General features: G+C 58.3%; 17 protein-coding genes. 8 read left to right on the plus strand and 9 right to left on the minus strand.

Translation table 11 applies throughout. The features are described 5' to 3' along the window. Window positions 1-178 precede the first annotated feature (178 nt). The 4 genes from AB4K19_RS03080 to AB4K19_RS03095 all read right to left on the minus strand — a co-directional run bounded on the left by AB4K19_RS03080 (window position 179) and on the right by AB4K19_RS03095 (window position 6,652). Window positions 179-2,251 (minus strand): methyl-accepting chemotaxis protein, encoded by a 2,073-nt coding sequence (locus tag AB4K19_RS03080; protein ID WP_436399004.1) that lies wholly within the window; start codon window positions 2,249-2,251, stop codon window positions 179-181. A gap of 273 nt (window positions 2,252-2,524) precedes the next feature. Then, window positions 2,525-3,823, minus strand: a complete 1,299-nt coding sequence (locus AB4K19_RS03085) for an NAD(P)H-dependent oxidoreductase (protein ID WP_436399006.1) — start codon at window positions 3,821-3,823, stop codon at window positions 2,525-2,527. A gap of 139 nt (window positions 3,824-3,962) precedes the next feature. Further along, complete coding sequence (locus AB4K19_RS03090; RefSeq protein WP_436399008.1) at window positions 3,963-5,417, minus strand: UdgX family uracil-DNA binding protein; 1,455 nt, start codon at window positions 5,415-5,417, stop codon at window positions 3,963-3,965. Next, window positions 5,417-6,652, minus strand: coding sequence for a putative DNA modification/repair radical SAM protein (locus tag AB4K19_RS03095; RefSeq protein WP_436399009.1), 1,236 nt, complete (start codon window positions 6,650-6,652; stop codon window positions 5,417-5,419). The genes AB4K19_RS03090 and AB4K19_RS03095 overlap by 1 nt, the downstream gene beginning before the upstream one ends. A 196-nt stretch (window positions 6,653-6,848) precedes the next feature. Here AB4K19_RS03095 and AB4K19_RS03100 point away from each other — a divergent pair, with 196 nt between their 5' ends. The 7 genes from AB4K19_RS03100 to AB4K19_RS03130 all read left to right on the plus strand — a co-directional run bounded on the left by AB4K19_RS03100 (window position 6,849) and on the right by AB4K19_RS03130 (window position 14,424). Then, window positions 6,849-7,883 (plus strand): LacI family DNA-binding transcriptional regulator, encoded by a 1,035-nt coding sequence (locus tag AB4K19_RS03100; protein WP_375230483.1) that lies wholly within the window; start codon window positions 6,849-6,851, stop codon window positions 7,881-7,883. Window positions 7,884-7,999: 116 nt separating this feature from the next. Next, window positions 8,000-9,307 carry an ABC transporter substrate-binding protein gene (locus AB4K19_RS03105; protein WP_375230484.1) on the plus strand — a complete coding sequence of 436 codons (1,308 nt, stop codon included), beginning with the start codon at window positions 8,000-8,002 and terminating at the stop codon, window positions 9,305-9,307. A 116-nt stretch (window positions 9,308-9,423) separates the two neighbouring features. Beyond that, entirely contained in the window at window positions 9,424-10,290 is an 867-nt protein-coding gene (locus tag AB4K19_RS03110) for a carbohydrate ABC transporter permease (RefSeq protein WP_375230485.1), read from the plus strand. Between the two features lie 11 nt (window positions 10,291-10,301). Then, complete coding sequence (locus AB4K19_RS03115) at window positions 10,302-11,132, plus strand: carbohydrate ABC transporter permease (protein ID WP_375230486.1); 831 nt, start codon at window positions 10,302-10,304, stop codon at window positions 11,130-11,132. Between the two features lie 9 nt (window positions 11,133-11,141). After that, a complete protein-coding gene (locus tag AB4K19_RS03120; RefSeq protein ID WP_375230487.1) occupies window positions 11,142-12,146 on the plus strand; it encodes an ABC transporter ATP-binding protein in 1,005 nt (334 codons plus the stop codon). Further along, a complete protein-coding gene (locus AB4K19_RS03125) occupies window positions 12,143-12,916 on the plus strand; it encodes an L-iditol 2-dehydrogenase (protein ID WP_436399013.1) in 774 nt (257 codons plus the stop codon). Before AB4K19_RS03120 ends, AB4K19_RS03125 begins: the two co-directional genes overlap by 4 nt. After that, complete coding sequence (locus AB4K19_RS03130; protein ID WP_375230489.1) at window positions 12,916-14,424, plus strand: mannitol dehydrogenase family protein; 1,509 nt, start codon at window positions 12,916-12,918, stop codon at window positions 14,422-14,424. Before AB4K19_RS03125 ends, AB4K19_RS03130 begins: the two co-directional genes overlap by 1 nt. A 5-nt stretch (window positions 14,425-14,429) precedes the next feature. On the opposite strand, the gene AB4K19_RS03135 is transcribed toward AB4K19_RS03130, so the two are convergent. Continuing rightward, complete coding sequence (locus AB4K19_RS03135) at window positions 14,430-16,889, minus strand: GcvT family protein (protein WP_436399016.1); 2,460 nt, start codon at window positions 16,887-16,889, stop codon at window positions 14,430-14,432. Between the two features lie 114 nt (window positions 16,890-17,003). Here AB4K19_RS03135 and AB4K19_RS03140 point away from each other — a divergent pair, with 114 nt between their 5' ends. Further along, entirely contained in the window at window positions 17,004-17,723 is a 720-nt protein-coding gene (locus tag AB4K19_RS03140; RefSeq protein WP_375230491.1) for a TetR family transcriptional regulator C-terminal domain-containing protein, read from the plus strand. A 59-nt stretch (window positions 17,724-17,782) separates the two neighbouring features. On the opposite strand, the gene AB4K19_RS03145 is transcribed toward AB4K19_RS03140, so the two are convergent. The 4 genes from AB4K19_RS03145 to AB4K19_RS03160 form a co-directional block, all read right to left on the minus strand. Further along, window positions 17,783-18,193 carry a universal stress protein gene (locus AB4K19_RS03145; RefSeq protein ID WP_375230492.1) on the minus strand — a complete coding sequence of 137 codons (411 nt, stop codon included), beginning with the start codon at window positions 18,191-18,193 and terminating at the stop codon, window positions 17,783-17,785. A gap of 120 nt (window positions 18,194-18,313) precedes the next feature. Continuing rightward, a complete protein-coding gene (locus AB4K19_RS03150; protein WP_436399018.1) occupies window positions 18,314-19,642 on the minus strand; it encodes a TRAP transporter large permease in 1,329 nt (442 codons plus the stop codon). A gap of 11 nt (window positions 19,643-19,653) precedes the next feature. Next, complete coding sequence (locus AB4K19_RS03155; RefSeq protein ID WP_375230494.1) at window positions 19,654-20,166, minus strand: TRAP transporter small permease; 513 nt, start codon at window positions 20,164-20,166, stop codon at window positions 19,654-19,656. Window positions 20,167-20,271: 105 nt separating this feature from the next. Beyond that, window positions 20,272-21,420 (minus strand): TRAP transporter substrate-binding protein, encoded by a 1,149-nt coding sequence (locus AB4K19_RS03160; RefSeq protein ID WP_375230495.1) that lies wholly within the window; start codon window positions 21,418-21,420, stop codon window positions 20,272-20,274. Between the last annotated feature and the right edge of the window lie 4 nt (window positions 21,421-21,424).

The following is a 21,424-nucleotide window of genomic DNA, read 5'->3' on the forward strand; positions in this document are numbered from 1 at the left end:
GAAGGAACTTATTTCAAAACCGGGCTCTGCCAGAGCGTTGCCGCGCGGCCGGGCCGTTTACAAACGGTTTTGCTGCTTTGTCCCGGGCGACGCGGGCTGATCAGTCGTGCCGAAGAAAGAAAAGCTCCTCCGGTGATCGAACGGAGGAGCTCTCATTAGTGATGATGAACCTGCCGCTTCAGAAGTCTTCCCATCCGTCATCCGCGGCGAAGCTGGTTGGCTCAGGTGCGGCACTGGTGCTTGTGGCAACTGCCCGCGCTTTTGGTGCCGCGTGGTCCGCAGTGGGCGTGTTTGTCAACGGTGTGCGTGGCGCCGGTTTGCTTTTGGCGGACTGACCGAGGCTGAATCTCTCGACAGCCTGTACGAGTGAACCAGCTTCCTGTGTCAGCGCGTGGCTGGCAGCATTTGTTTCTTCAAACATCGCTGCGTTCTGCTGTGTCACATGGTCAAGATCATTCACTGCCGAATTGATTTCGCCGATGCCAGCCGATTGTTCACGAGCCGATGCCGCAATGGTTGTTATGCGTTCAGAAATCTCTGTCACCGACTGCAGGATGGCATTGAGCGACGAACCTGTTTCTCCGACCAGTTCGACACCCTGTTCAACCTGTCCGCTTGAGTTGGAAATCAGCGTGCGTATTTCCTGGGCTGCTTCCGAGGAACGCTGGGCAAGGGCACGAACTTCTGTTGCGACGACCGCAAATCCACGACCGGCCTCTCCCGCACGCGCTGCCTCAACGCCGGCATTGAGCGCGAGCAGGTTAGTCTGAAATGCAATATCATCAATGACCTGGGTGATCTTCGCGATCTCAATGGACGAGTTCTTGATACTGTCCATGGCTTCAACGGCTTTATCCGCAACAGCGCCGCCTTTTTCAGCACGGGTTCTTGCATCAGTGGACATCTTTGCAGCGTCATCAGCGCCTTCAGCCGCAGACTTTACTGAGCTGGTGAGTTCGTCGAGTGCAGCCGCCGTTTCCTCAAGTGTTGCTGCCTGCTTTTCTGTCCGGCGCGAAAGATCATCGGCAGAAGATGCGATCTGTCCTGTTTCCAGACTGATGGATTCAGCATTTTCCATAACAGCGCCGATCGCTTTTCGAAGCGAGCCCAGGGCGGCATTGAAGTCCTGACGCAGTTTTTCATAGTCCGGGGGGAAGCTTTCGGTAATGTCGCTCAGCAGTTTGCCGTCTGCAAGATTCTGAAGACCCATTCCCAGAGCGTCGACAACCCGATTGAGTTCTGCTGTGCGTGCTTCGCGTTCCTCAAGCTCCTTCCGTTGCGCTTCCTCGCGTTCGAGTCTGAGACTTTCTTCTGCCCGCTGCTTTTCTTCTGCGGCTTTTTTCTCAGCTTCAAGACGCGCATTTTCTTTCTCGCGCATTTCCTGTTCAACGCGGCGCTCACGCTCGTGTTCTTCATCCGCCCGGCGCTTTTCCTGTTCCTGCATCTCAGCGCGTTCGATTGTGCCGATGCGGAAAGATTCCAGTGCGCGTGAGATTTCGCCAAAGACGGTTTTATCGTTTCCGTATGGCACTTCAGATTCCGTGTCCCCATCCGTCAGCCCGGACATTCTGGCTGTCAGGAGCTTGACAGGGCGGGTCACTGTATACGCGATCAGTGCTGCTGCGCCCGCCATAACGAGGCCCAGAACAACAAGCATTGTGTTCAGTTCAGAATTGATACCGGCGTGGGCGGCTTCGATTCGGGTCAGATACGCGCCTGTCCCGATGATCCAGCCCCATGGTCCGAAGGGCTGTACCACAGAGAGTTTGTCGACAGGGGCATCTCCCTCGGCGGCTCCGGGTGCTGCCCATTGATAGGCCACAGTCGCCGGAGAGCCGTCCCGCGTTCCTTCGACCATTTCGCGAAACAGATATACGCCATTGGGGTCTGTGAATTCTGAAAAATCCCGTCCCGCGAGCGATGGGTTCACACCATGCATCAGCATGACGGGTCCGCGGTCATTGACCCAGAAGTAATTGTCACCTTCATAGCGCAGCTCTTCGAGGACCTTGAGAGCACGGGCCTGAGCTTCCTCTACAGTGAGTGTGCCGGCTTCGGCCTGCGAGTGATATGATTTGACAATTGACAGAGCCAGATCTGTCAGATGAGTCAGCTCAACTTCTTTCTGATCCAGCGAAGCGCTGTAGAACGTGTCAATTGACACTTTCTGCATGGCAAAGATGCCCAGAACCGCGACCAGTACCAGCAGGCACATCCGTCCGCCGACACCAATTCTGCCAAGTATATTCATAACTACCGCTCCAGCTTTTGTTGGTTGCCCGAGCAGTAGTGGCGGCAGTTTAAATTTGTGCTAACGGCCCCTTTTTCATGCCTCGATTTCATCTCCGTTTGCCGGTTTTCTGATTATTCTTATCGACAATTGAAAACGTATCGCGCAGGCCGCACGGATTCCGCCGTTTCGTTTCAGGCGTGACGGCAGCAAAAAGCGGTTTTTTTTGACCGCAGGATGTCGTGGTTGTCAGGCGTAAACGAAGAGCCGGCCGGGAGAGTAGGTGGCGTCTTTTCAGCCGGCGGCCTCTGCCACAAGCGACTGATACATGCCGGCAACCGGATCGTCCTTCAGATTGACATGCCCGAACGTAAGAACTTCGCCCGGTGCCACATCCCGTGTCAGGCTGATACCGTGTGCGAGCCCCACAGGCAGCGCGTTTCGGGCGCCTTCGCAAGGGAGCGCCTTGCCCCAGACCATGTATCCGCCCTCGCCATCCAGAAGCTCGCCGGCAGAGAGGCCCCGTTTGGCCACAGCAGCCACAGTGCCTCTCATGTCGACGGTGCTGCCCGTTGCTTCGCCGCGCAGGGCCGCGCTGAGAACTGATACGGAAAGTTCGAGGCCGATCAGGTGAAAGGGTTTGTACATTGCGGCGAATCTGCCGGAAGCATCTGTGGGAAGCCCATACTGACCAAAACAGGCGGCGGCATAATCGTTCGGTGCTTCCAGGACCACATAGACGCCCCAGCGCAGATCCCGGAACACCGGCCTGCCATCCCGTTCCAGCGACGACACCGTTTCAACCATGCCCATGCCATTCAGCTGACCGCCTGCGTCAGCCGGGCGCATAACATGCGCCAGATCGTCAACGCCACAGGGCGGAAAGGCCAGCCCGGATTCAGGGACGTTCAGGGCGCAGGCATTCGCAACAGCCACCATTTCAATTGCACTTTTGGTGCCGTCGAGAAACGAGTTAAACATTTGAGGGTTCATACCGGCGCGCGCAGCTTCCCCGGCCGTCAGACCATAGTGCTGCCAGACGTCGTCCGGGGTGACGGTATGGTAGGCCGGCAGATACCGTGTGCCTTTGCCCGCTGCGGCAATCCTGAAGCCGGTGGCCCGGGCCCAGTCTACCATTTCGGAAATCAATGCAGGTTGATCGCCATAGGCCATCGAATACACGACACCTGCGGCTTTTGCCTCACGCGCCAGCGCAACCCCTGCGAGAACGTCGGCTTCAACGTTGACCATAATAACGTGTTTTCCCGCCGCAATGGCGGCACGGGCATGGGTAATGCCCGCACGGGGATTCCCGGTTGCTTCGATCACAATGTCAACATCGTTCCGGGCAGCCAGTTGCGTTCCGTCATCGGTGATAGCTGTCGCGTCTGTTTGCTCCTCAGACCAGCCAACCGCAGCACAGGCCGTGCGAGCCCGGTCAGGATCAAGATCGGCGATCGCCGAAACCTCCAGGCCGCCGATCGTCGGGACCTGGCTGAGAAACATGGATCCGAATTTTCCGGCTCCGATCAGTCCTGCCCGGACAGGTTCTCCGCGTGCGCCGGCTTCGGCCGCCAGTCTTGCAAGGTTCATGTTCTGCTCCTCCCAAAGGGCTTTGTGCCATGAACGGAGCACTATGTCATTTTCATCTGTTTCCGCCGCGCAGTCGGCGGGGCCGGAACTGTGCTCATGGATCCGGTCAGCATGCTTTCAGCGCCGACAATTTCACCTGTCAGTCTGCAGTGCTCGTAGAATCGCATCCGGACATCTGCGAGAGGCGCACAGCCAGTTCCAGATCCTTCCGAAAGAAATTCAGCGCTTCCGACCGCCGGGCGGCATCCCGCAGACGCAGAATCCAGGACGGATGCACGGTGATCAGCACCGGCAGGCCCCGCGGGCCGGTTTCCGTTCTGCCGCGCCGGGTCAGGATGTCCGCGCCATCGCCCGTCAGCGATAGCGCCGCCGTCGCACCAAGAGCCAGAATCAGCCTGGGCTGGACCTGCGCCACTTCTGCCATAAGCCACCACCGGCAGTGCTCTGTTTCTGAAGCGTTCGGGCGCTGGTGGATGCGCTGTCGCCCGCGCGGGACAAATTTAAAATGTTTGACCGCGTTGGTGACAAAGGCATCGGTACGGACCAGGCCGGCTTCGGCGGCCACCCTGTCAAAAAGCTGTCCGGCCGGGCCGGCAAGGGGCCGTCCGGTCAGGTCCTCCTGATCTCCGGGCTGTTCGCCGACGATCATAAGTGCCGCATCCTTTGGTCCGGTGCCGGGGACCGCCTGGGTGGCCGACCGGTGCAAAGCGCAACGGGTGCAGGCTCTGATGGCGGCAGGTAACTCTTCGTGTGTGCCGTCCCACTCAGACACGTTGGCGGCCTGCTGTGCCCTGATGGCCGCCAGTCTGGCCGGGGGCAGCGTTGGGGCGGCCCGCGCCATTTCGCGGGCCCTTTCCGGTGCCTGTGCAATCAGGTCTGGGATTGCAGCGGCCTCCGGCATGTTCTTCCAGTACTTTTTGGGCATTTCCGACTGCATGGCCTGCACCTTGAGGCGGGCAGGGTTAAAGATGTTCCTGAAGTATGTGATCCAGAGCTCTTCGCCGGCGTCTGCAGGCAGATCTGGTCGTGGCACGTCCTGCTCAAAGCGCAGCTGGCCGTCGTCGAAGAAGGCGGATATGCCCGGCGTCAGGATCTGCCAGTTCATATCGGCAAACCGCCTGACAAAGAACTGAGCGGTTGGTTCCACGGTGTGATGGGTGGGCTCGAACCACGCCGCAAAAGACCGCCGCGCGTCGTCGCGGTCACCGGTTTCGCGGAACCGGACAAAAGCCTTCATCTTGTGCTGGCAGCGATGCACGTTCTTTTCCATCGCCCTGAGCACCGCGAGGTCGCGGTCGCCTCTGTCGGTCATCAGATGGGGCGCGTCCCGCAGCCGCCACAAAAAAGCATAAAGCCGGGCAAAACGGGCAGGATCGCTGTGCCATACCACCGTGTTTGCCATCGACAGAAACGCGCGCGGTACGGTTATGGTCCGGTCCGGCGGCCGCGTCTGGTGCTCGTCGAACAGCCCCCCCTGAACGGTCGTGTCATCCCAGCTTATGGCCTCGGGCGGCGTCGCCGATGCAAGAAACCCCCGGGCCGTCTCGCGCCAGGCCAGAGCCGTTCCGATACGGGGCATGACGGCACGGATCATCAGAACAGGCTCAGCTGTTCCGGGGGCGGTGCGAAACGGGCGCGCAGATCCGCGCTGTCTGTCAGTTGGCCGGGCGTCCAGGCCGTTGCTTCGACAAAGGCCCGCGCTTTTTTCATCTGCGCGCCCATGCGCAAAAGGTCGTCATACCGGATGTTTCTGTGTCTGCGCGTGGAAAGAATACGAGCGACGGTCTTTGTCCCGAACCCGGGTACGCGCAGCAGAAGTTCCTTTGAGGCCCGGTTGACATCCACCGGAAACAAGGCGCGGTGCGCAAGCGCCCAGGCAAGTTTCGGATCAATATCGAGATCAAGGTTTCCATCCGGCCGGTGGCCCGTGATGTCCTGCAGATCAAAGCCGTAAAATCTCAGAAGCCAGTCCGCCTGGTACAGCCTGTGTTCACGCTGCAACGGCGGGCTGATCAAAGGCAGGCGCGCAGAGGCATCCGGGATCGGCGAGAAAGCTGAATAATAAACGCGTTTGAGGCGGTATCCTGAATACAGACGTGTGGATTGCCTCAACACGGTTGTGTCTGTTGCATCATCGGCTCCGATGATCATCTGGGTCGACTGTCCCGCGGGTGCAAACCGGGCAGGACGCTTGCCCGTGTGTGACCGGTCGCCGGCGATCTCTTTGCGCAGCCTGACATCCGCCATAGCCCGCCGGATCTGCTCGGGGCTTTTTTCCGGGGCGTACTGGCGTACGGAGGAATCCGAGGGCAGTTCCACATTAATGGAAAGCCTGTCTGCGAGCAGGCCTGCTTCTTCTATCAGTTCGGGAGCTGCATCCGGGATCGTTTTCAGATGGATGTACCCACGGAAGTTCTCTTTGTGTCTCAGCTTGCGGGCGATGCGGACCATGTCGGTCATAGTCGCGTCCGGGGAGCGTATGATGCCGGACGACAGGAAAAGTCCCTCAATATAGTTGCGGCGATAGAACTCGATGGTCAGGTTCACGACTTCGTCGACAGAAAAACGTGCGCGTTCAACGTTTGAGGATGACCGGTTAATGCAGTAACTGCAGTCATAGATGCAGAAATTGGTCATCAGAATTTTCAGCAGGCTGATACAACGACCGTCCGGCGCATAGGCGTGACAGATCCCGCTGCCTTCGTTCGAGCCCAGACTTTTGCCCGCGCGTGAATCGCGTTTGGTCGAGCCGGAGGACGCGCAGGAGGCGTCATACTTAGCTGCATCCGACAGGATGGCCAGTTTTTGTGAAAGTGTCTGCCGTGCCATTTGTTCACTATATGTTCATGTTCCGCGCTGAGCAATATGGCAGCGTTGTCGCAGGGCAGGGGCATTCTTTGTGACATGGTTGGGCACACGCAGCGATAAAATTCTTCCCGCGTGTAAAGTTTTAGGGCTACGATATTGACGTGAAGAGCCTGAACCGCGGATAACGGATCAGGTGCCGCGGAGGAGCAGACCCTTTATGAATGAGCCAAAAATACGGACCATGGAGGAGTTCGCTGCCATCAGTGGCATTTCGCGGCCAACTGTATCCAAGTACTTCAATGATCCCGGAAGTGTGCGCAAATCGACGCGCGTCCGTATCGAGCAGGCGTTGGAGCAACACAACTACCGGCCCAACATCTACGCAATCAACCAGAACAGAAAACTGACAAAGAGCATCGGACTGGTTGTACCCTTTCTGGTCGACCCATTCTTTGCAGAAATCGCACGGAACATTGAAAACCTGATCATCGCAACGGGGTACCGGCCAATACTTCTGAACTCGCAGGGCCGGCCCGAGCAGGAGGTTGAGAACCTCGACAACCTGCGTTCCTTCCGGCCGGCCGGTGTATTGATCGCGCCGCTTGGCCGGCAGTCTGACAAATCTTCCCTTGCTGCGTTCTGCGAAGAAGTGCCGACCGTATTGTTTGACAGTAATATCAGTGGATTAGGTCATGGATTCGTGGGTGCGGACAACCTGCAATACGCGCGGGATATTGTGGAGTACCTGTGCCGGTCCGGCGAGCCGCCCTGCTTCTTTGAGATGCAGACCCCGGCCAACCCGAACGCAAACAAACGTCGGCAAAGCTATCTTCAGACGATGGAGCATCTCGGGTACCAGCCGCATGTCATCAGTGTCGAAGGCGAAGGATGGGCCTTTGAGGAAATCGGATACAGACAGGGACTGGCAGCCCTGGAAAAACGCCGGTTTGAAACAAATACGATCCTGTGCAGCAATGACCGTCTTGCGATTGGATTTCTGGCCGCGTGTTTTGAAAAAGGCTACCGGGTCGGTGGCGGTCCGCAGAATGCGTTACGGGTTGCCGGGATGGATGATCACCCGTTTGCGCGGTTCACATGCCCGCCGCTGACGACGGTAGCACAGAATTACTCCGCGATCTCCAGCTCTGCGGTTGAAAGCCTGCTGACGCTCCTGAACTCAGGCGATTCTGAGGTTCCACCACGGCGGGAATTGCTTTTTGAGGGTCGTCTCGTCAAAAGAACATCTGCGTAACATATTGTTAAATATAGTAATTTCAAAATAAATTTACTCGCGTAAACTTTTAATTTGACGCAAGGCTTGTTCACGAATTAGTGTGACGCCACAGCATCCAAAACAGGGAGGATCGGATGTACTTTTCTCACGCACTTCGTGCGGCAAGTGCCATTGCGCTCATAGCAGCTGGCGCCGCACAGGCAGAAACACTGACAATCGCGACGGTCAACAACGGTGACATGATCCGTATGCAGGGCCTGACCGACGACTTCACAGCCAAAACAGGCCATGAGGTTGAATGGGTTACCCTCGAAGAGAACGTTCTTCGTCAGCGTGTCACAACCGACATCTCCACCAAGGGTGGTGCTTTCGACATTATGACAATCGGCATGTATGAGACGCCGATCTGGGGCGCAAACGGCTGGCTCGTGCCGCTCGATGATCTGTCTGCTGAATATGACGTCGACGATCTTCTGCCGGCGATGCGCGCAGGCCTGAGCCACGAAGGCACGCTTTATGCGGCGCCGTTTTATGGCGAAAGCTCAATGATCATGTACCGCACAGATCTGATGGAAAAAGCCGGCCTCGAGATGCCTGAAGCTCCGACATGGCAGTTCATCCGCGAAGCAGCGGCGGCCATGACCGACCGTGACAACGAGATCAACGGCATCTGCCTGCGTGGCAAAGCCGGCTGGGGCGAGGGTGGCGCGTTCATCACCGTGACAGCAAACTCGTTCGGTGCGCGCTGGTTCGACGAAGACTGGAACGCTCAGTTCGATCAGCCGGAATGGGCGAACGCTCTGAACTTCTACGTTGGCATGATGGAAGAATCCGGCCCTCCGGGATACGCGACAAACGGGTTCAACGAAAACCTGTCGCTGTTCCAGCAGGGTAAATGCGGTATGTGGATCGACGCGACGGTTGCTGCGTCCTTCGTGACAAACCCCAACGACTCGACTGTGGCGGACAAAGTCAGCTTTGCGCTGGCGCCGAACAGCGAAGGTGTCGCCAGAAAATCCAACTGGCTCTGGGCATGGGCGCTGGCAATTCCTGCCGGTACGCAGAAAGAAGCTGCGGCCAAGGAATTCATCGAATGGGCCACATCCACAGGCTATATCGAGCTCGTAGCTGAGAACGAAGGCTGGGCGAATGTTCCTCCGGGCGCACGTACATCGCTGTACGAAAACCCGAACTACAAGGACATCCCCTTCGCGAAGAAGACACTGGAATCGATCCTGGCAGCTGACCCGACCAACCCCACGGTTGACCCGGTACCTTATGTTGGCATCCAGTTCGTAGCGATCCCTGAGTTTGCGGGTATCGCGACAGAAGTCAGCCAGGAGTTCTCTGCGGCCTATGCAGGTCAGCAGTCGGTCGAGGAAGCCCTTGCCAAGGCGCAGGCTCTGACCAACGACGCAATGGAAGCTGCCGGCTACCGCTAAGCCGCAGTCTGACACTACCGGAGGGCGGCACGTTTGCCCTCCGGCCCCTTTTTCCCGATCATACGACCATTCCGTTACAGGGCAGCCGCATGCTGCCAACAGAGGAGGTGTATCCGATGGCGACCCAACACTCACGCACTGCCGCCCGTATTATGCTGGCACCTGCCGTGATCCTGCTGCTTGGCTGGATGCTTGTACCGCTGACGATGACGCTGCTGTTTTCATTCAAGAAATACCTGCCACTGCGCGGTGGCGACCTGGGCTGGGTTGGTTTTGACAACTATGTCCGGTTCATCAGTTCCAGCTCTTTCTGGCCGAGCGTACAGACGACCCTTGTTATCGTGGGCGGTGTGTTGCTGATCACCATAGTTCTGGGTGTCGCGCTGGCCCTCCTGCTGGATCAGCCAATGTGGGGCCAGGGCATTGTCCGCATTCTGGTGATCGCACCGTTTTTTGTGATGCCGACCGTTTCGGCACTGGTCTGGAAGAACATCTTCATGGACCCGGTGAACGGCCTTTTCGCGCATCTGTGGAAATTCTTTGGCGCGACACCGGTCGAATGGCTCAGCCAGGCTTCACTGCAGTCGATCATTATGATCGTGAGCTGGCAGTGGCTGCCCTTTGCCACGCTGATCCTGCTGACGGCCGTACAATCGCTCGACCGCGAGCAGCTTGAGGCCGCAGAAATGGACGGCGCACCGAATTACAAACGTTTCTGGTTCATCACGCTGCCGCATCTTTCGCGCGCAATCACAATTGTGATCCTGATCCAGACGATTTTCCTGCTGTCGATCTTTGCAGAGATCTTTGTCACCACCGGTGGCGCATTCGGCACCAAGACCCTGACCTATCTGATCTTCCAGCGGGTGCTGGAGAGCCAGAACGTTGGCCTGGGGTCTGCCGGAGGTGTCTACGCAATCATCCTTGCCAACATCGTTGCCATCTTCCTGATGCGCATCGTCGGCAAGAACCTGGACGCATAGGGGGAACGGATATGGCACGTTCTGTAACAACAAATCGCAAAGCCCTGAACACGGCTGTGGCCTGGGCGATCGGTCTGCTGATCTTTTTCCCGATCCTCTGGACCATTCTGACCAGCTTCAAAACCGAAGCTCAGGCAATCAATGACCCGCCCATCTTTCTGTTCTTTGACTGGACCCTCGAAAACTATGCGGTGGTTCAGGAGCGCTCAGACTATATGCGCTTTCTCTGGAACTCGGTGTTTATTGCTGGTGGCTCCACCATTCTTGGTCTGATTGTCGCGGTTCCCGCAGCCTGGTCGATGGCTTTCGTTCCATCAAAGCGGACCAAAGACATTCTGCTGTGGATGCTGTCTACCAAAATGCTGCCGGCGGTTGGTGTTCTCTACCCGATCTATCTGCTGTTCATCAAATTCGGTCTGCTGGATACCCGCCTGGGTCTGACGGTGGTGCTGATGCTGATCAACCTGCCGATCATTGTCTGGATGCTATACACCTATTTCCGGGAAATCCCCGGTGAGATCCTTGAGGCGGCCCGTATGGACGGTGCTTCACTGCGGGACGAAATTCTCTATGTGCTGACGCCAATGGCCATTCCGGGCATCGCATCAACACTTCTGCTGAATTTCATCCTGGCCTGGAACGAAGCCTTCTGGACGCTGAACCTTACGGCTGCGAAAGCTGCACCGCTGACGGCCTTTATCGCAAGCTACTCCAGCCCTGAGGGTCTGTTTTACGCCAAGCTTTCGGCGGCCTCCACGATGGCAATTGCACCAATTCTTATCCTTGGCTGGTTCAGCCAGAAACAACTTGTACGCGGCCTGACCTTTGGCGCTGTGAAGTAAGGAAAAATCATGGGACGCATTACACTCAATCAAGTCACAAAGAGCTTTGGCGACACACAGGTCATTCCACCTCTGGATCTGACCATCGAGGACGGCGAGTTCACTGTTTTCGTCGGTCCGTCGGGCTGCGGGAAATCCACGCTGCTCCGTCTGATTGCGGGCCTAGAGGATGTCACCACGGGCCACATCGATATCGACGGTTCGGACGCAACGCATGTACCGCCCGCAAAACGCGGTCTTGCCATGGTCTTTCAGTCTTATGCGCTTTACCCGCATATGTCGGTGCGCAAGAATATCGCTTTCCCGCTGCGCATGGCGAAAATGGATCAGGCGGAGATTGACCGCCGCGTGGACAACGCAGCCTCTGTTCTGAATCTTGCGGACTACATCGACCGGCGTCCGGGACAGCTTTCCGGTGGTCAGCGGCAGCGGGTCGCTATTGGCCGTGCCATTGTGCGTGAACCTGCGGCATTCCTGTTCGATGAACCGCTGTCAAACCTCGATGCGGCGCTGCGTGTGGGCATGCGGCTTGAGATCAGCGAACTGCACGAGCGCCTGAAAACGACGATGATCTACGTGACGCACGACCAGGTCGAAGCCATGACCATGGCTGACAAGATCGTGGTGCTGCGTGCGGGGCACATTGAACAGGTGGGCAGCCCGCTGGAGCTCTACCGGTCGCCCCGTAACCTGTTTGTGGCCGGCTTTATCGGTTCCCCGAAAATGAACTTTATCGAAGGATCGGAAGCCGCGAAATATGATGCGCACACCATCGGTATCCGCCCGGAGCATATTGGCATTTCGGCGGAAGACGGGGCCTGGAAAGGACGGGTGGGTGTGTCCGAACATCTGGGCTCAGATACTTTCCTTCATGTGCACGACACCGGCCTTGCGGAGACGCTGACCGTCCGGGCGGACGGGGAAGTCAGCTTCCGCCACGGGGACACTGTTTATCTCACACCCCGCGAAGACGTCCTGCATCGCTTTGGCGCTGACGGGCTGCGGCTGGAATGATGCGGCTGGAGGGAAAGTCTGCGCTGATCACCGGTGCCGCCCGCGGCATCGGGCGCAGCTTTGCTGAAGCCTACGTCCGCGAGGGCGCCCGCGTGGCCATCGCTGACATCAATATCGAACGCGCGGAGCAGGCTGCTGCAGAAATCGGCGCGTCCGCAGTTGCCGTGAAAATGGATGTCACCGACCAGCGCAGTATTGATGCCGCAGTCGCGACAACAGTACAGGCGTTTGGTCAGATTGATATTCTGATTAACAACGCGGCGCTCTTTACCGCCGCACCGGTGACGGAGATCACCCGCGAAGACTATCAGCGGGTCTTCGACATTAACGTAGCAGGCAGCCTTTTCACCCTTCAGGCGGTTGCGAAACACATGATTGACCGGGGGGTGAAGGGCAAAATCATCAATATGGCCAGCCAGGCAGGGCGTCGTGGCGAACCGCTGGTCGCGGTTTATTGCGCGACAAAGGCAGCGGTCATCAGCCTGACGCAGTCGGCAGGGCTGAACCTGATCGGACATGGCATCAATGTGAACGCAATAGCGCCAGGCGTGGTCGATGGTGAGCACTGGGATGGTGTGGACGCATTTTTTGCGAAATATGAAAACAAGAAACCCGGGCAGAAAAAAAAAGAAGTAGCGGCGGGTGTTCCTTTCGGGCGGATGGGGCAGCCCGAGGATCTGACCGGTATGGCTGTTTTCCTGGCGAGCGATGAAGCGGAATACATCGTGGCACAATGTTACAACGTAGATGGCGGACAATGGATGAGCTGATGGCGGACCCGGCAGAAAAAACCGCAACTTCTGTGAAACTGAGCAATGCGACCCTGGGTCAGTTGCCTGCAGATATCCTGCGGCCACAATACGACAGGAGCAAACTGACACCGGGTATCGTTCACATTGGCCTGGGCAATTTTCACCGCGCGCATCAGGCCTGGTATCTGCACCGGCTGATGCAGGCAGGGCTGGCATCAGACTGGGCGATCCTGGGGGCAGGGGTCCGGCCTTATGACAGAATGATGCGCGAAAAGCTTCTGGCGCAGGATTGCCTGACCACGCTGATCGAGCTGGATCCTGCCGGCACTTCGGCAGAAGTGAGCGGCTCGATGATCGATTACCTGCCAGTCGAGGAGGGCCACGGTCCCCTGATCGCCGCGATGTCCGATCCTGGTATCCGGATCGTCGCACTGACTGTGACCGAAGGGGGGTATTATACCGACCCGGCAACGGGTGGCTTCGACGCCGGGCACGAGGACATGCGCCATGACGCGGCGCACCCGGATCACCCACGCACAGCTTTCGGCGCGATGATTGCTGCTTTGCGGGTCCGGCGGGATGCCGGAACAGGTCCGTTCACGGCACAGAGCTGCGACAATCTGCAGGGTAACGGTGCCGTCCTGCGTCAGACGCTGGTGTCGCTTGCGCGTATGTCTGATCCGGAACTGGCGCTGTGGATTTCCGATCATGTTTCATTCCCGAATTCCATGGTCGACTGCATTGTACCGGCCACTGGTCCGTCCGAAATTGCACTGGCAGCCGGTATCGGGATCGCCGACGCCGCGCCGGTGACACACGAAAACTTCCGGCAATGGGTGATCGAGGATGATTTCTGTGCCGGGCGACCGGACTGGGACAAGGCGGGGGCCGTTTTTTCGGACCGCGTGCATGACTACGAAGCGATGAAAATCCGGATTCTCAACGGTGGACATCAGGTTATTGCCAATGCTGGCGAGCTTCTGTCATGCGAAACGATTGCGGACTGCATGGCGCATCCACTGATCGTGGGCATGTTCCGCAAGGTGCAGCGTGAAGAAATCACGCCCTATGTGTCGAGGGTCCCGGACATGGACCCGCAAACCTACGCTGAGCTGATCGAGACGCGTTTTGCCAACCCTGAAATCCGGGATACGACGCGCCGTGTGGCCTTTGACGGATCGTCCCGGCATCCGGGGTTTGTTCTGCCGGTTCTGCGCGACGCTGTCTCCGCAGGGGGCTCACTTGCCGGGCTGAGCCTTGTCGAGGCCCTGTGGGCGCGGATGTGTGCCGGGACGCGTGATGACGGCAGCGCCATCGAACCGAATGACCCGTTCTGGGACGAACTGAACGAGGCTGCTCTGGCCGCACGCGAGGCGCCTCAGGTCTGGCTGGATCAGCGCCAGTACTACGGTGCGCTCGCGGATGACCAGGAATTCGTAGCGCGTTTTTCCCACTGGCTGCGGCTTATCTGGACCGAGGGTACGGAAGCGGCTCTGCGCCGCTACCTTGCCGACGGGTCCGGGTGATCTGATCAGGCTTTCATCTTTGCCAGCGTCGGGTCGTAGAGCGGTTTGAGTGATGCTGTTGCCGGGACTTTTTCCCCGGCAATGCCGATTTCCCAGACGCCTTCCTCAACGACGTCAGGCGTCAGCGGCGCATCGTGCTCGGCAAAGCCTATGCCTGTAGCACCGCCCAGCGTATGGCCATAGCCGCCCACCTGTATGTACCCGACTTCTTTACCATCGAGGTAAATCAGCTCGTTTCCGTAGAGCAGGGGGGCGGGCTCCTTCAGCAGAAACTGAAGCATACGTGTCCGCGGCGTGCCAGCGGCTTTGATCTCTGCAAGAGCGTCACGCCCGATAAACCCGGAGGGTTTGTCGAGCCTGACAGCGAACCCAAGACCTGCCTCAATCGGATTGTCGGTATTGTCGAGATCAATTCCAAAGTCACGGTAGGCTTTTTCGAGCCGCAGCGAATTCAGCGTCTGCATACCGGCATTCCGCACGCCCAGATCCTGCCCGGCTTTCATCAGCAGATCATACGTCTGAACGGCCTGTGTGGCAGGCACATGCAGCTCCCAGCCAAGTTCGCCTACAAAAGTCACCCGGTAGGCCAGAACGATCGCATATCCCACATCGATTTCGCGGGCAGACATGAAGGGAAATGCCTCGTTTGACAGGTCCGCCTCAGTGACGCGCGACAGCAACTCGCGTGCTTTCGGGCCGTGCACATTGATCTGTGTGCGGCCTGCGGTGACATCGGTAACGGTGACGAACTCGTCGCGGCCAATGTGGCGGCGCAGGCGCATTTCGGTATGTCCGTGCGCATTTTCGCCGACCACCACCATGAATTTGTCCTGCTCCAGCCGGGTGACTGTCAGATCCGCTTCGAAACCGCCGCGTTCATTGGTCCAGGCGGTGTAGACAACACGCCCGTTTTGCACATCAATCTCGTTACAGCTCAGGCGGTTCAGCAGCGCGCAGGCATTACGTCCCTGGACCAGGAAGCAGGCCATGCTGGACATGTCCATCAGTATAACATCTTCGCGGGCGGCCCTGTGTTCAGCGGCATGCCAGCTGAACCAGTTCTGACGGAACCAGCTGTGCTTTTCGATACGCGCCTCTGCTGGTGACGGGGCAAACCAGTCCGGCTGTTCCCAGCCGCTGCTCTCGGTGAAATACGCGCCCGCATCCCTGAGGCGGTCATAAAGCACAGACCGTTTTACATCCCGCGCGGTGTTGGGGGCTTCGTTATGCCAGTGCTGACCGAACAGCCGGCCCAGCTGTTCCGGCGTCCGGTCGCGCCGGAAGGCCCGGGTGCCCTCCGAGCGGGAAAACCTGTTTACATTTATCCCGGTCACGTCAATCGGCGGAATGCCATCCACGATCCAGTGCGCCAGCACCATTCCGGTACCTGCTCCGTTCAGGATGCCCAGGGAGTTCATGCCACATGCGACCCAGCAGTTGCGCAGCTCCGGTGTTGGTCCGACCAGCGGCGCCAGATCCGGTGTGAAGCTCTCCGGTCCGCAGAACAGTTTTCTGACCCCATAATTCAGAGTGTCCGGAACACGTGAATAGGCCTTTTCAAGATCCGGTCCGACCCGGTGCCAGTCCGGTTCGATCTCTCCGAAACTGAAATCGTCGGGGATGCCGTCCAGTTTCCAGGCTGTGGCACCCGGTTCGAAGAGGCCCAGCATCATGCCGCCCACCTCTTCCCTGTAGTAGGTGTAGGTTGAGGGATCTTCCAGCACCGGCAGGTCACGGGGCAGGCCTGGAATATTGTCGGTGATCAGATAATAGTGCTCAGCCGCCTGCAGTGGCAGATTGATCCCGGCCCGGGCACCCAGCTGGCGCGACCACATCCCGCCGCAGATGACCACGTTCTCTGCGGCAATCGTCTGGCCGTCGCGGGTGCGGACGCCTGTGACCGTGCCATCCGCCGCCAGCAGGTCGCTGACGTGCATGCCTTCAAAAACGCGTGCTCCCCCCATTTTCGCGCCGCGGGCCAGAGACATAGTGACGTCCACCGGATTGGCGCGGCCATCTTCGGGGATATAGAACGCGCCTTTGACATCCGAGAGATCACCGATCGGGAAGAGCTCCTGCGCTTCCTTTGGGCTGATCTCGTGGCAGTTGATCCCAAACCGCCGCATGAAGGGTGCGATCCGCCGCATCTCGTGCACACGCTCATCATTGCTGGCGATCTGCAGATACCCCACATCCCGGAACCCTGTCGGCAGCCCCGTTTCCTTTTCCAGCGTGGCGTAAAGATCCCGCCCATAGGTGTAGATTGCGCACTCCGCTTCGGTTTTCAGCAGGCCCGCCACAATCAGCCCCGCTGCATGCCAGGTCGTGCCGGAGGTCAGCTGGTTCTGCTCCAGAACCACCACATCCCGGTGTCCCAGCCTGGTCAGTTGATAGGCCGTATTCATGCCAATAGAGCCGCCGCCGATGATCACCGTTTGCGCCTGCGCGGGCAGATTTTCGGACATGTACGCTCTCCGGAATTTTCCTGACAGTATAGAGCGATAGCGTGCTTTCCGGGTCTGTCAAATTTTTTGAATGCTCATTCAGAAAAATCTTTGACCAAGGGGGCGGAAAAACTTGTGATACGGGCATCTGCACGCCAGAGTGGGATCAGGGAAACAACGGAACAGCGTCCTCTCGTCGTGTCGCAGTTGGGTAAAAAGCAGGCGTCTGTCAGACCGCTCCGCAAGTCGACGGTGCGCGAGGCCAGGCGCGAACAGCTGATCGATGCAACGATCCGTTCCATCGCCAGACACGGTATTGGTGATACCACCATGTCCACGATCACAGATATCGCAGGGCTGTCTGTTGGCCTCGTGAATTTTCACTTTGAAAGTAAGCAGAAGCTGTTTCGCGAAACGCTGCTCTATCTCGCACGGGAGCATGACGCACACTGGCGCAGCGCTCACAGACGTGCGGGACTGAGTGCGGCAGACCGTTTGCTGGCGGTGGCAGATGCTCACTTTGACCGCCGCATCTGCAAGCGCCGGAAGCTGGCGGTGTGGTATGCGTTCTTCGGGGCGGCCGGTCGGCGTTCAGAATACCGTGCGCTGGTGGATGAAATCGACAACGAGCGGCTGGCAGTGTCAGTCGGTCTTTGTGAGGAAATTATTGCTGAGGGTGATTATCCCCGGGTGCCTGCAGACGTGATCGCGCGGACACTGGAGGGCCTGTATGACGGTCTGTGGCTGAACATCCTCATGGCGCCGGACCAGTTTGACCGGCGCAGCGGGCGTCAACAGGTCCGGGCCTACCTTCACGGTGTGTTTCCGGGGCATTTTCCCTGCCCCGCGTTCTGAAGGCGGCGCGTCGGGTTCGGTGACCCTCTGCGCGCCGTCAGGCTTTGATATGTCAGGTTTCAGGTGCCGCGGTGAACATGCACAGCACATTGTGCGTGCCGGACGACGTGGGACGCGGTCGAACCCAGAAAGTAGTCACGGATACCGGGTTTGTGCGAGCCCATGACGATGCACTCAGCCTTGCTGGAGTTTGCAAAGTCGATGATCGTGCGCGCCGAGTGCCCTTTGGTGATGACCGGTGTGACATCTGCGAGGTCCTGCACCTTTTCGTTCAGCCGGTCCGTGGCTTTCTGATAGGCGGTCTTGATGGTGTCTTCGTCTACATAAGCGCTGACCGACCCTTCGGGTGCTTCATAGACGTGCAGGGCGGTAATCGCTCCGCCCGGGGCCAGAAGCGCGCGGGCAATTTCGAGCGACTGCGGCGAAACCCCGTGGTCCAGAGCCATAGGCACGATGATCGTTTTGTACATTTTTCCTCCGTCCTGCGCGTTCAGCGCATATCAGTCCCGGGCCGGGAAATGGCCACGGTCACACCGGTATAGCATAGCCGTGCGCCAGTGGGGGTCTTTGATGCGTATCAAATGAACCCTCTACTGATAGATCTCGGGCAACAGCGTTGTCGACAGTGCCGGAACATATGCGATCAGCAGCGTCACCAGCAGCATAAAGAGAACAAACGGTACCGCGCGGTATGCAATCTTCAGGATCGATTCCCCGGTGATGCCGGAGACCACAAAGAGGTTCAGGCCCAGCGGAGGTGTAATAAAGCCGACACCCAGCGCCGTGATCATCATTATGCAGAACTGAATTTCATTCATGCCGATATTGTCGGCCAGCGGCTTCAGGATCGGGGCAAGGATCACAATGTTTGGTGTCGTCTCCATCACGCAGCCCGCGGCAATCAGGATGCAGATCATCAGAAGGATGAGCATGGCCGGATCGTCGGTCAGTGAGGTGACAGATGTGACAAATCCCTGCGGGACACCCATGATTGCAAGCGCTTCGGCGAGCGGCGCTGAAAAGGCGATGATCGGCAGAATGACCCCGTTGACCTTGGCTGAGCTGACCAGCATCGCAGGAAAATCCGAGAACCGGAGCGTGCCCAGAATGAAACCCATGATGATTGTGACCACCACAGCGGTGGCACCGGCCTCGGTAGGGGTCAGGCGGCCTGAGAAGATGCCGTAAAAGATGATGCCGGGCACAATAAAGGCGTACCACCCGGATTTCAGAGACCGGCCCAGATTGCCGAACCATTCGCCCGCGGACATGTTGCCGCCGCCTTCCCAGCCATAAAGCCGGTTCATCACGATGTTGGTGGCCAGGATCGAGACGAGAATTGCCAGACCGGGGATGAGCGCTGCAAGAAACAGCGTTGATGCGGATATCCCCAATACCAGACCGATGATGATGTAGGCGATAGAAGGCGGGATCAGAATGCCGGTACAGGCCCCCGCAGCAACCAGTGCACAGGCATAGGGCCGGGGATACCCGCTTTCCACAAGACGGTCGATGGTCATCCGGCCAACGGCAGCGGCGCCCGCGGCGTCCGACCCGGAGATTGCGGCGAACATACCACAGACCAGCACTGTTGCAGAGCCGAAACCGCCTTTGGCAAAGCATGTCAGGGCTTCGGCAACGTCGAGGAACTTACGCGACAAACCGGTGCGGACCAGCACGTCACCGGTAAGGATAAACAGTGGCACGGCGGTAAGTGCAAAGGCATCAATGCCGGCAAAAAGGCTTTCGCCAACGAGGCTGAGCGGCAGATCGCCGGACATTACCAGCATGACAATTGCGGCTGATCCGATTGCGGCCCAGACGGGAACTGCCAGGGCGATCAGCACCACGAACATGATCACGGGTACGTAAAAATCCCATCCGAGTTCAACGGTCTGATTGAGGGTATTCCAGAGCATTGAGGTTCTCCTCAGTCAAACAGTTTGTCGCCTTCAAAGACGGGGGTTCCGTCTCTGAGCGCACGGATGTCACGCAGGAAGGATTGCAGCAGTCGCCAGACAATCAGGGCAAAACCGGCCGGTACAGCCATCAGGAACCAGACCTTTGAGACCCTGAGGCCATCTGTGACAGACCCGAATTTGGCGGAGACATGCACAGTCTCGAACGACCAGTAGAGCGCGATGATCGCGACGGCGAACATCACGAGGTCACCAAAGATATACAGAACGGCTTTGGCGCGTGGCGGCAGATAGTGCATCAGCACATCGATACGAATATGTGCACGTTCTTTGACGGCGGCGGCGGCGCCGATCCAGGCGAGGTAAATAAACGAATAGCGGACGATCTCTTCGCCCCAGATCGAGGAATAGGCGAATATCTCGCGCCGCAGCACCTCAATGGCCATGGTGATCACGAGCATCACGTAAAAAACAAGGAGCAGCCAGCGTTCGGCGTCGCGGTCAATTCTGCGCAAAAGATCCATAGGGCGTCCGGTATCAAAGAATGGAGTCCACCCGTCCGGTACAGGACCAGCTGTCAGATCGGCGGTGGACGGAAAACGGGCACCCGAAGGTGCCCGCTGAGTGAATTACGCGTCGTGCACGTAGTATTTGCCCTGCGTGCCTGCCGCTTCTTCCAGTTTGGCAAAGGCGTCCATAGAGCCTGCGAGTTCCGTTTTAAACGGATCCCATTCGGAACGCTGGTAACCACCTGCATCCTGCCATTCGGCCAGCTGGTCGCCGCTCAGAGAGTGGAATTCCACCCCGGATTTCGCCAGTTCCGACATCGCGTAGGCGCGGGCGGACGGTACCTTTGACAGGTTCTGGTGCGCGGTCATTTCCGAGCCCCACATCACGCCTTCCTGTACGTCGCCCGGCAGACTGTTGAACCATTCGAGATTACACGAGTAGACCTGACTGTCCGGAACGGCCTGCGTGAAGGTCACGTGGCTCAGGATGTCCTTGAAGCCGAAGACAAAGAGAGCGCCGACGGAAGGATCAAGCGCATCTGCAACGCCCTGTTTGATTGCCGACGGTGTCTCGCCCCAGGCAACCGGCGTCGGGTTGGCGCCGACCATACGGTAGTACTGCTGGAGCATCTTTGAGCCCGGCACGCGGAACTTGACGCCCGAGAGATCGCCTGGGCTGAGCACAGCGCCCGCGCCGCCCTTGCGCACAGCGACAACGCGTGGGTCGATATTGACGTAGAAGAGCGCTTTGAAGCCGGCAGCCTCAACCTTCGGGTGCACTTCAGCGTTCCAGTAATCCGATGTCACCAGGTTTGTGAAACGCTGGTTGGAGCCACACAGATAAGGCATGTTGATCAGGTCAACGGTCGAGGCAAAGGGCACGAAGTTAGACAGCGAATGCTGCGCAGCCTGGATCGTACCACCCTGTACTTTCTGAACAAGCGAGCCGCCAGCGCCCAGTTGTCCGCCCGGCGCCAGTTTGACGTAGATTTTGCCGTTCGTTGCGTTCTGGATGTTTTCTTTGAGATCGAGCTGCATGATGGGGTAGCTGCGCGAGGCACCCAGCACGTAGGCCGTGGCAACAGTCATGATGTGCTCGGCCGCTTTTTCCCGCTCACGCTCTTCATTTGCCGTCTGTGCTGCGGCTTCTGTCGACCACAGGGTGCCCGCCGCACCCGCGACCAGAGCTGCGGTGAAGCTGCCGGTGGTTGCGAGTTTCAGAAAGTTACGGCGCTCCGCAGAGGCCAGTTCTTTGCGTTCGTTATCCAATCTT

The sequence above is a fragment of the Roseobacter phycocola genome (assembly GCF_042055075.2).
GTDB lineage: Bacteria > Pseudomonadota > Alphaproteobacteria > Rhodobacterales > Rhodobacteraceae > Roseobacter.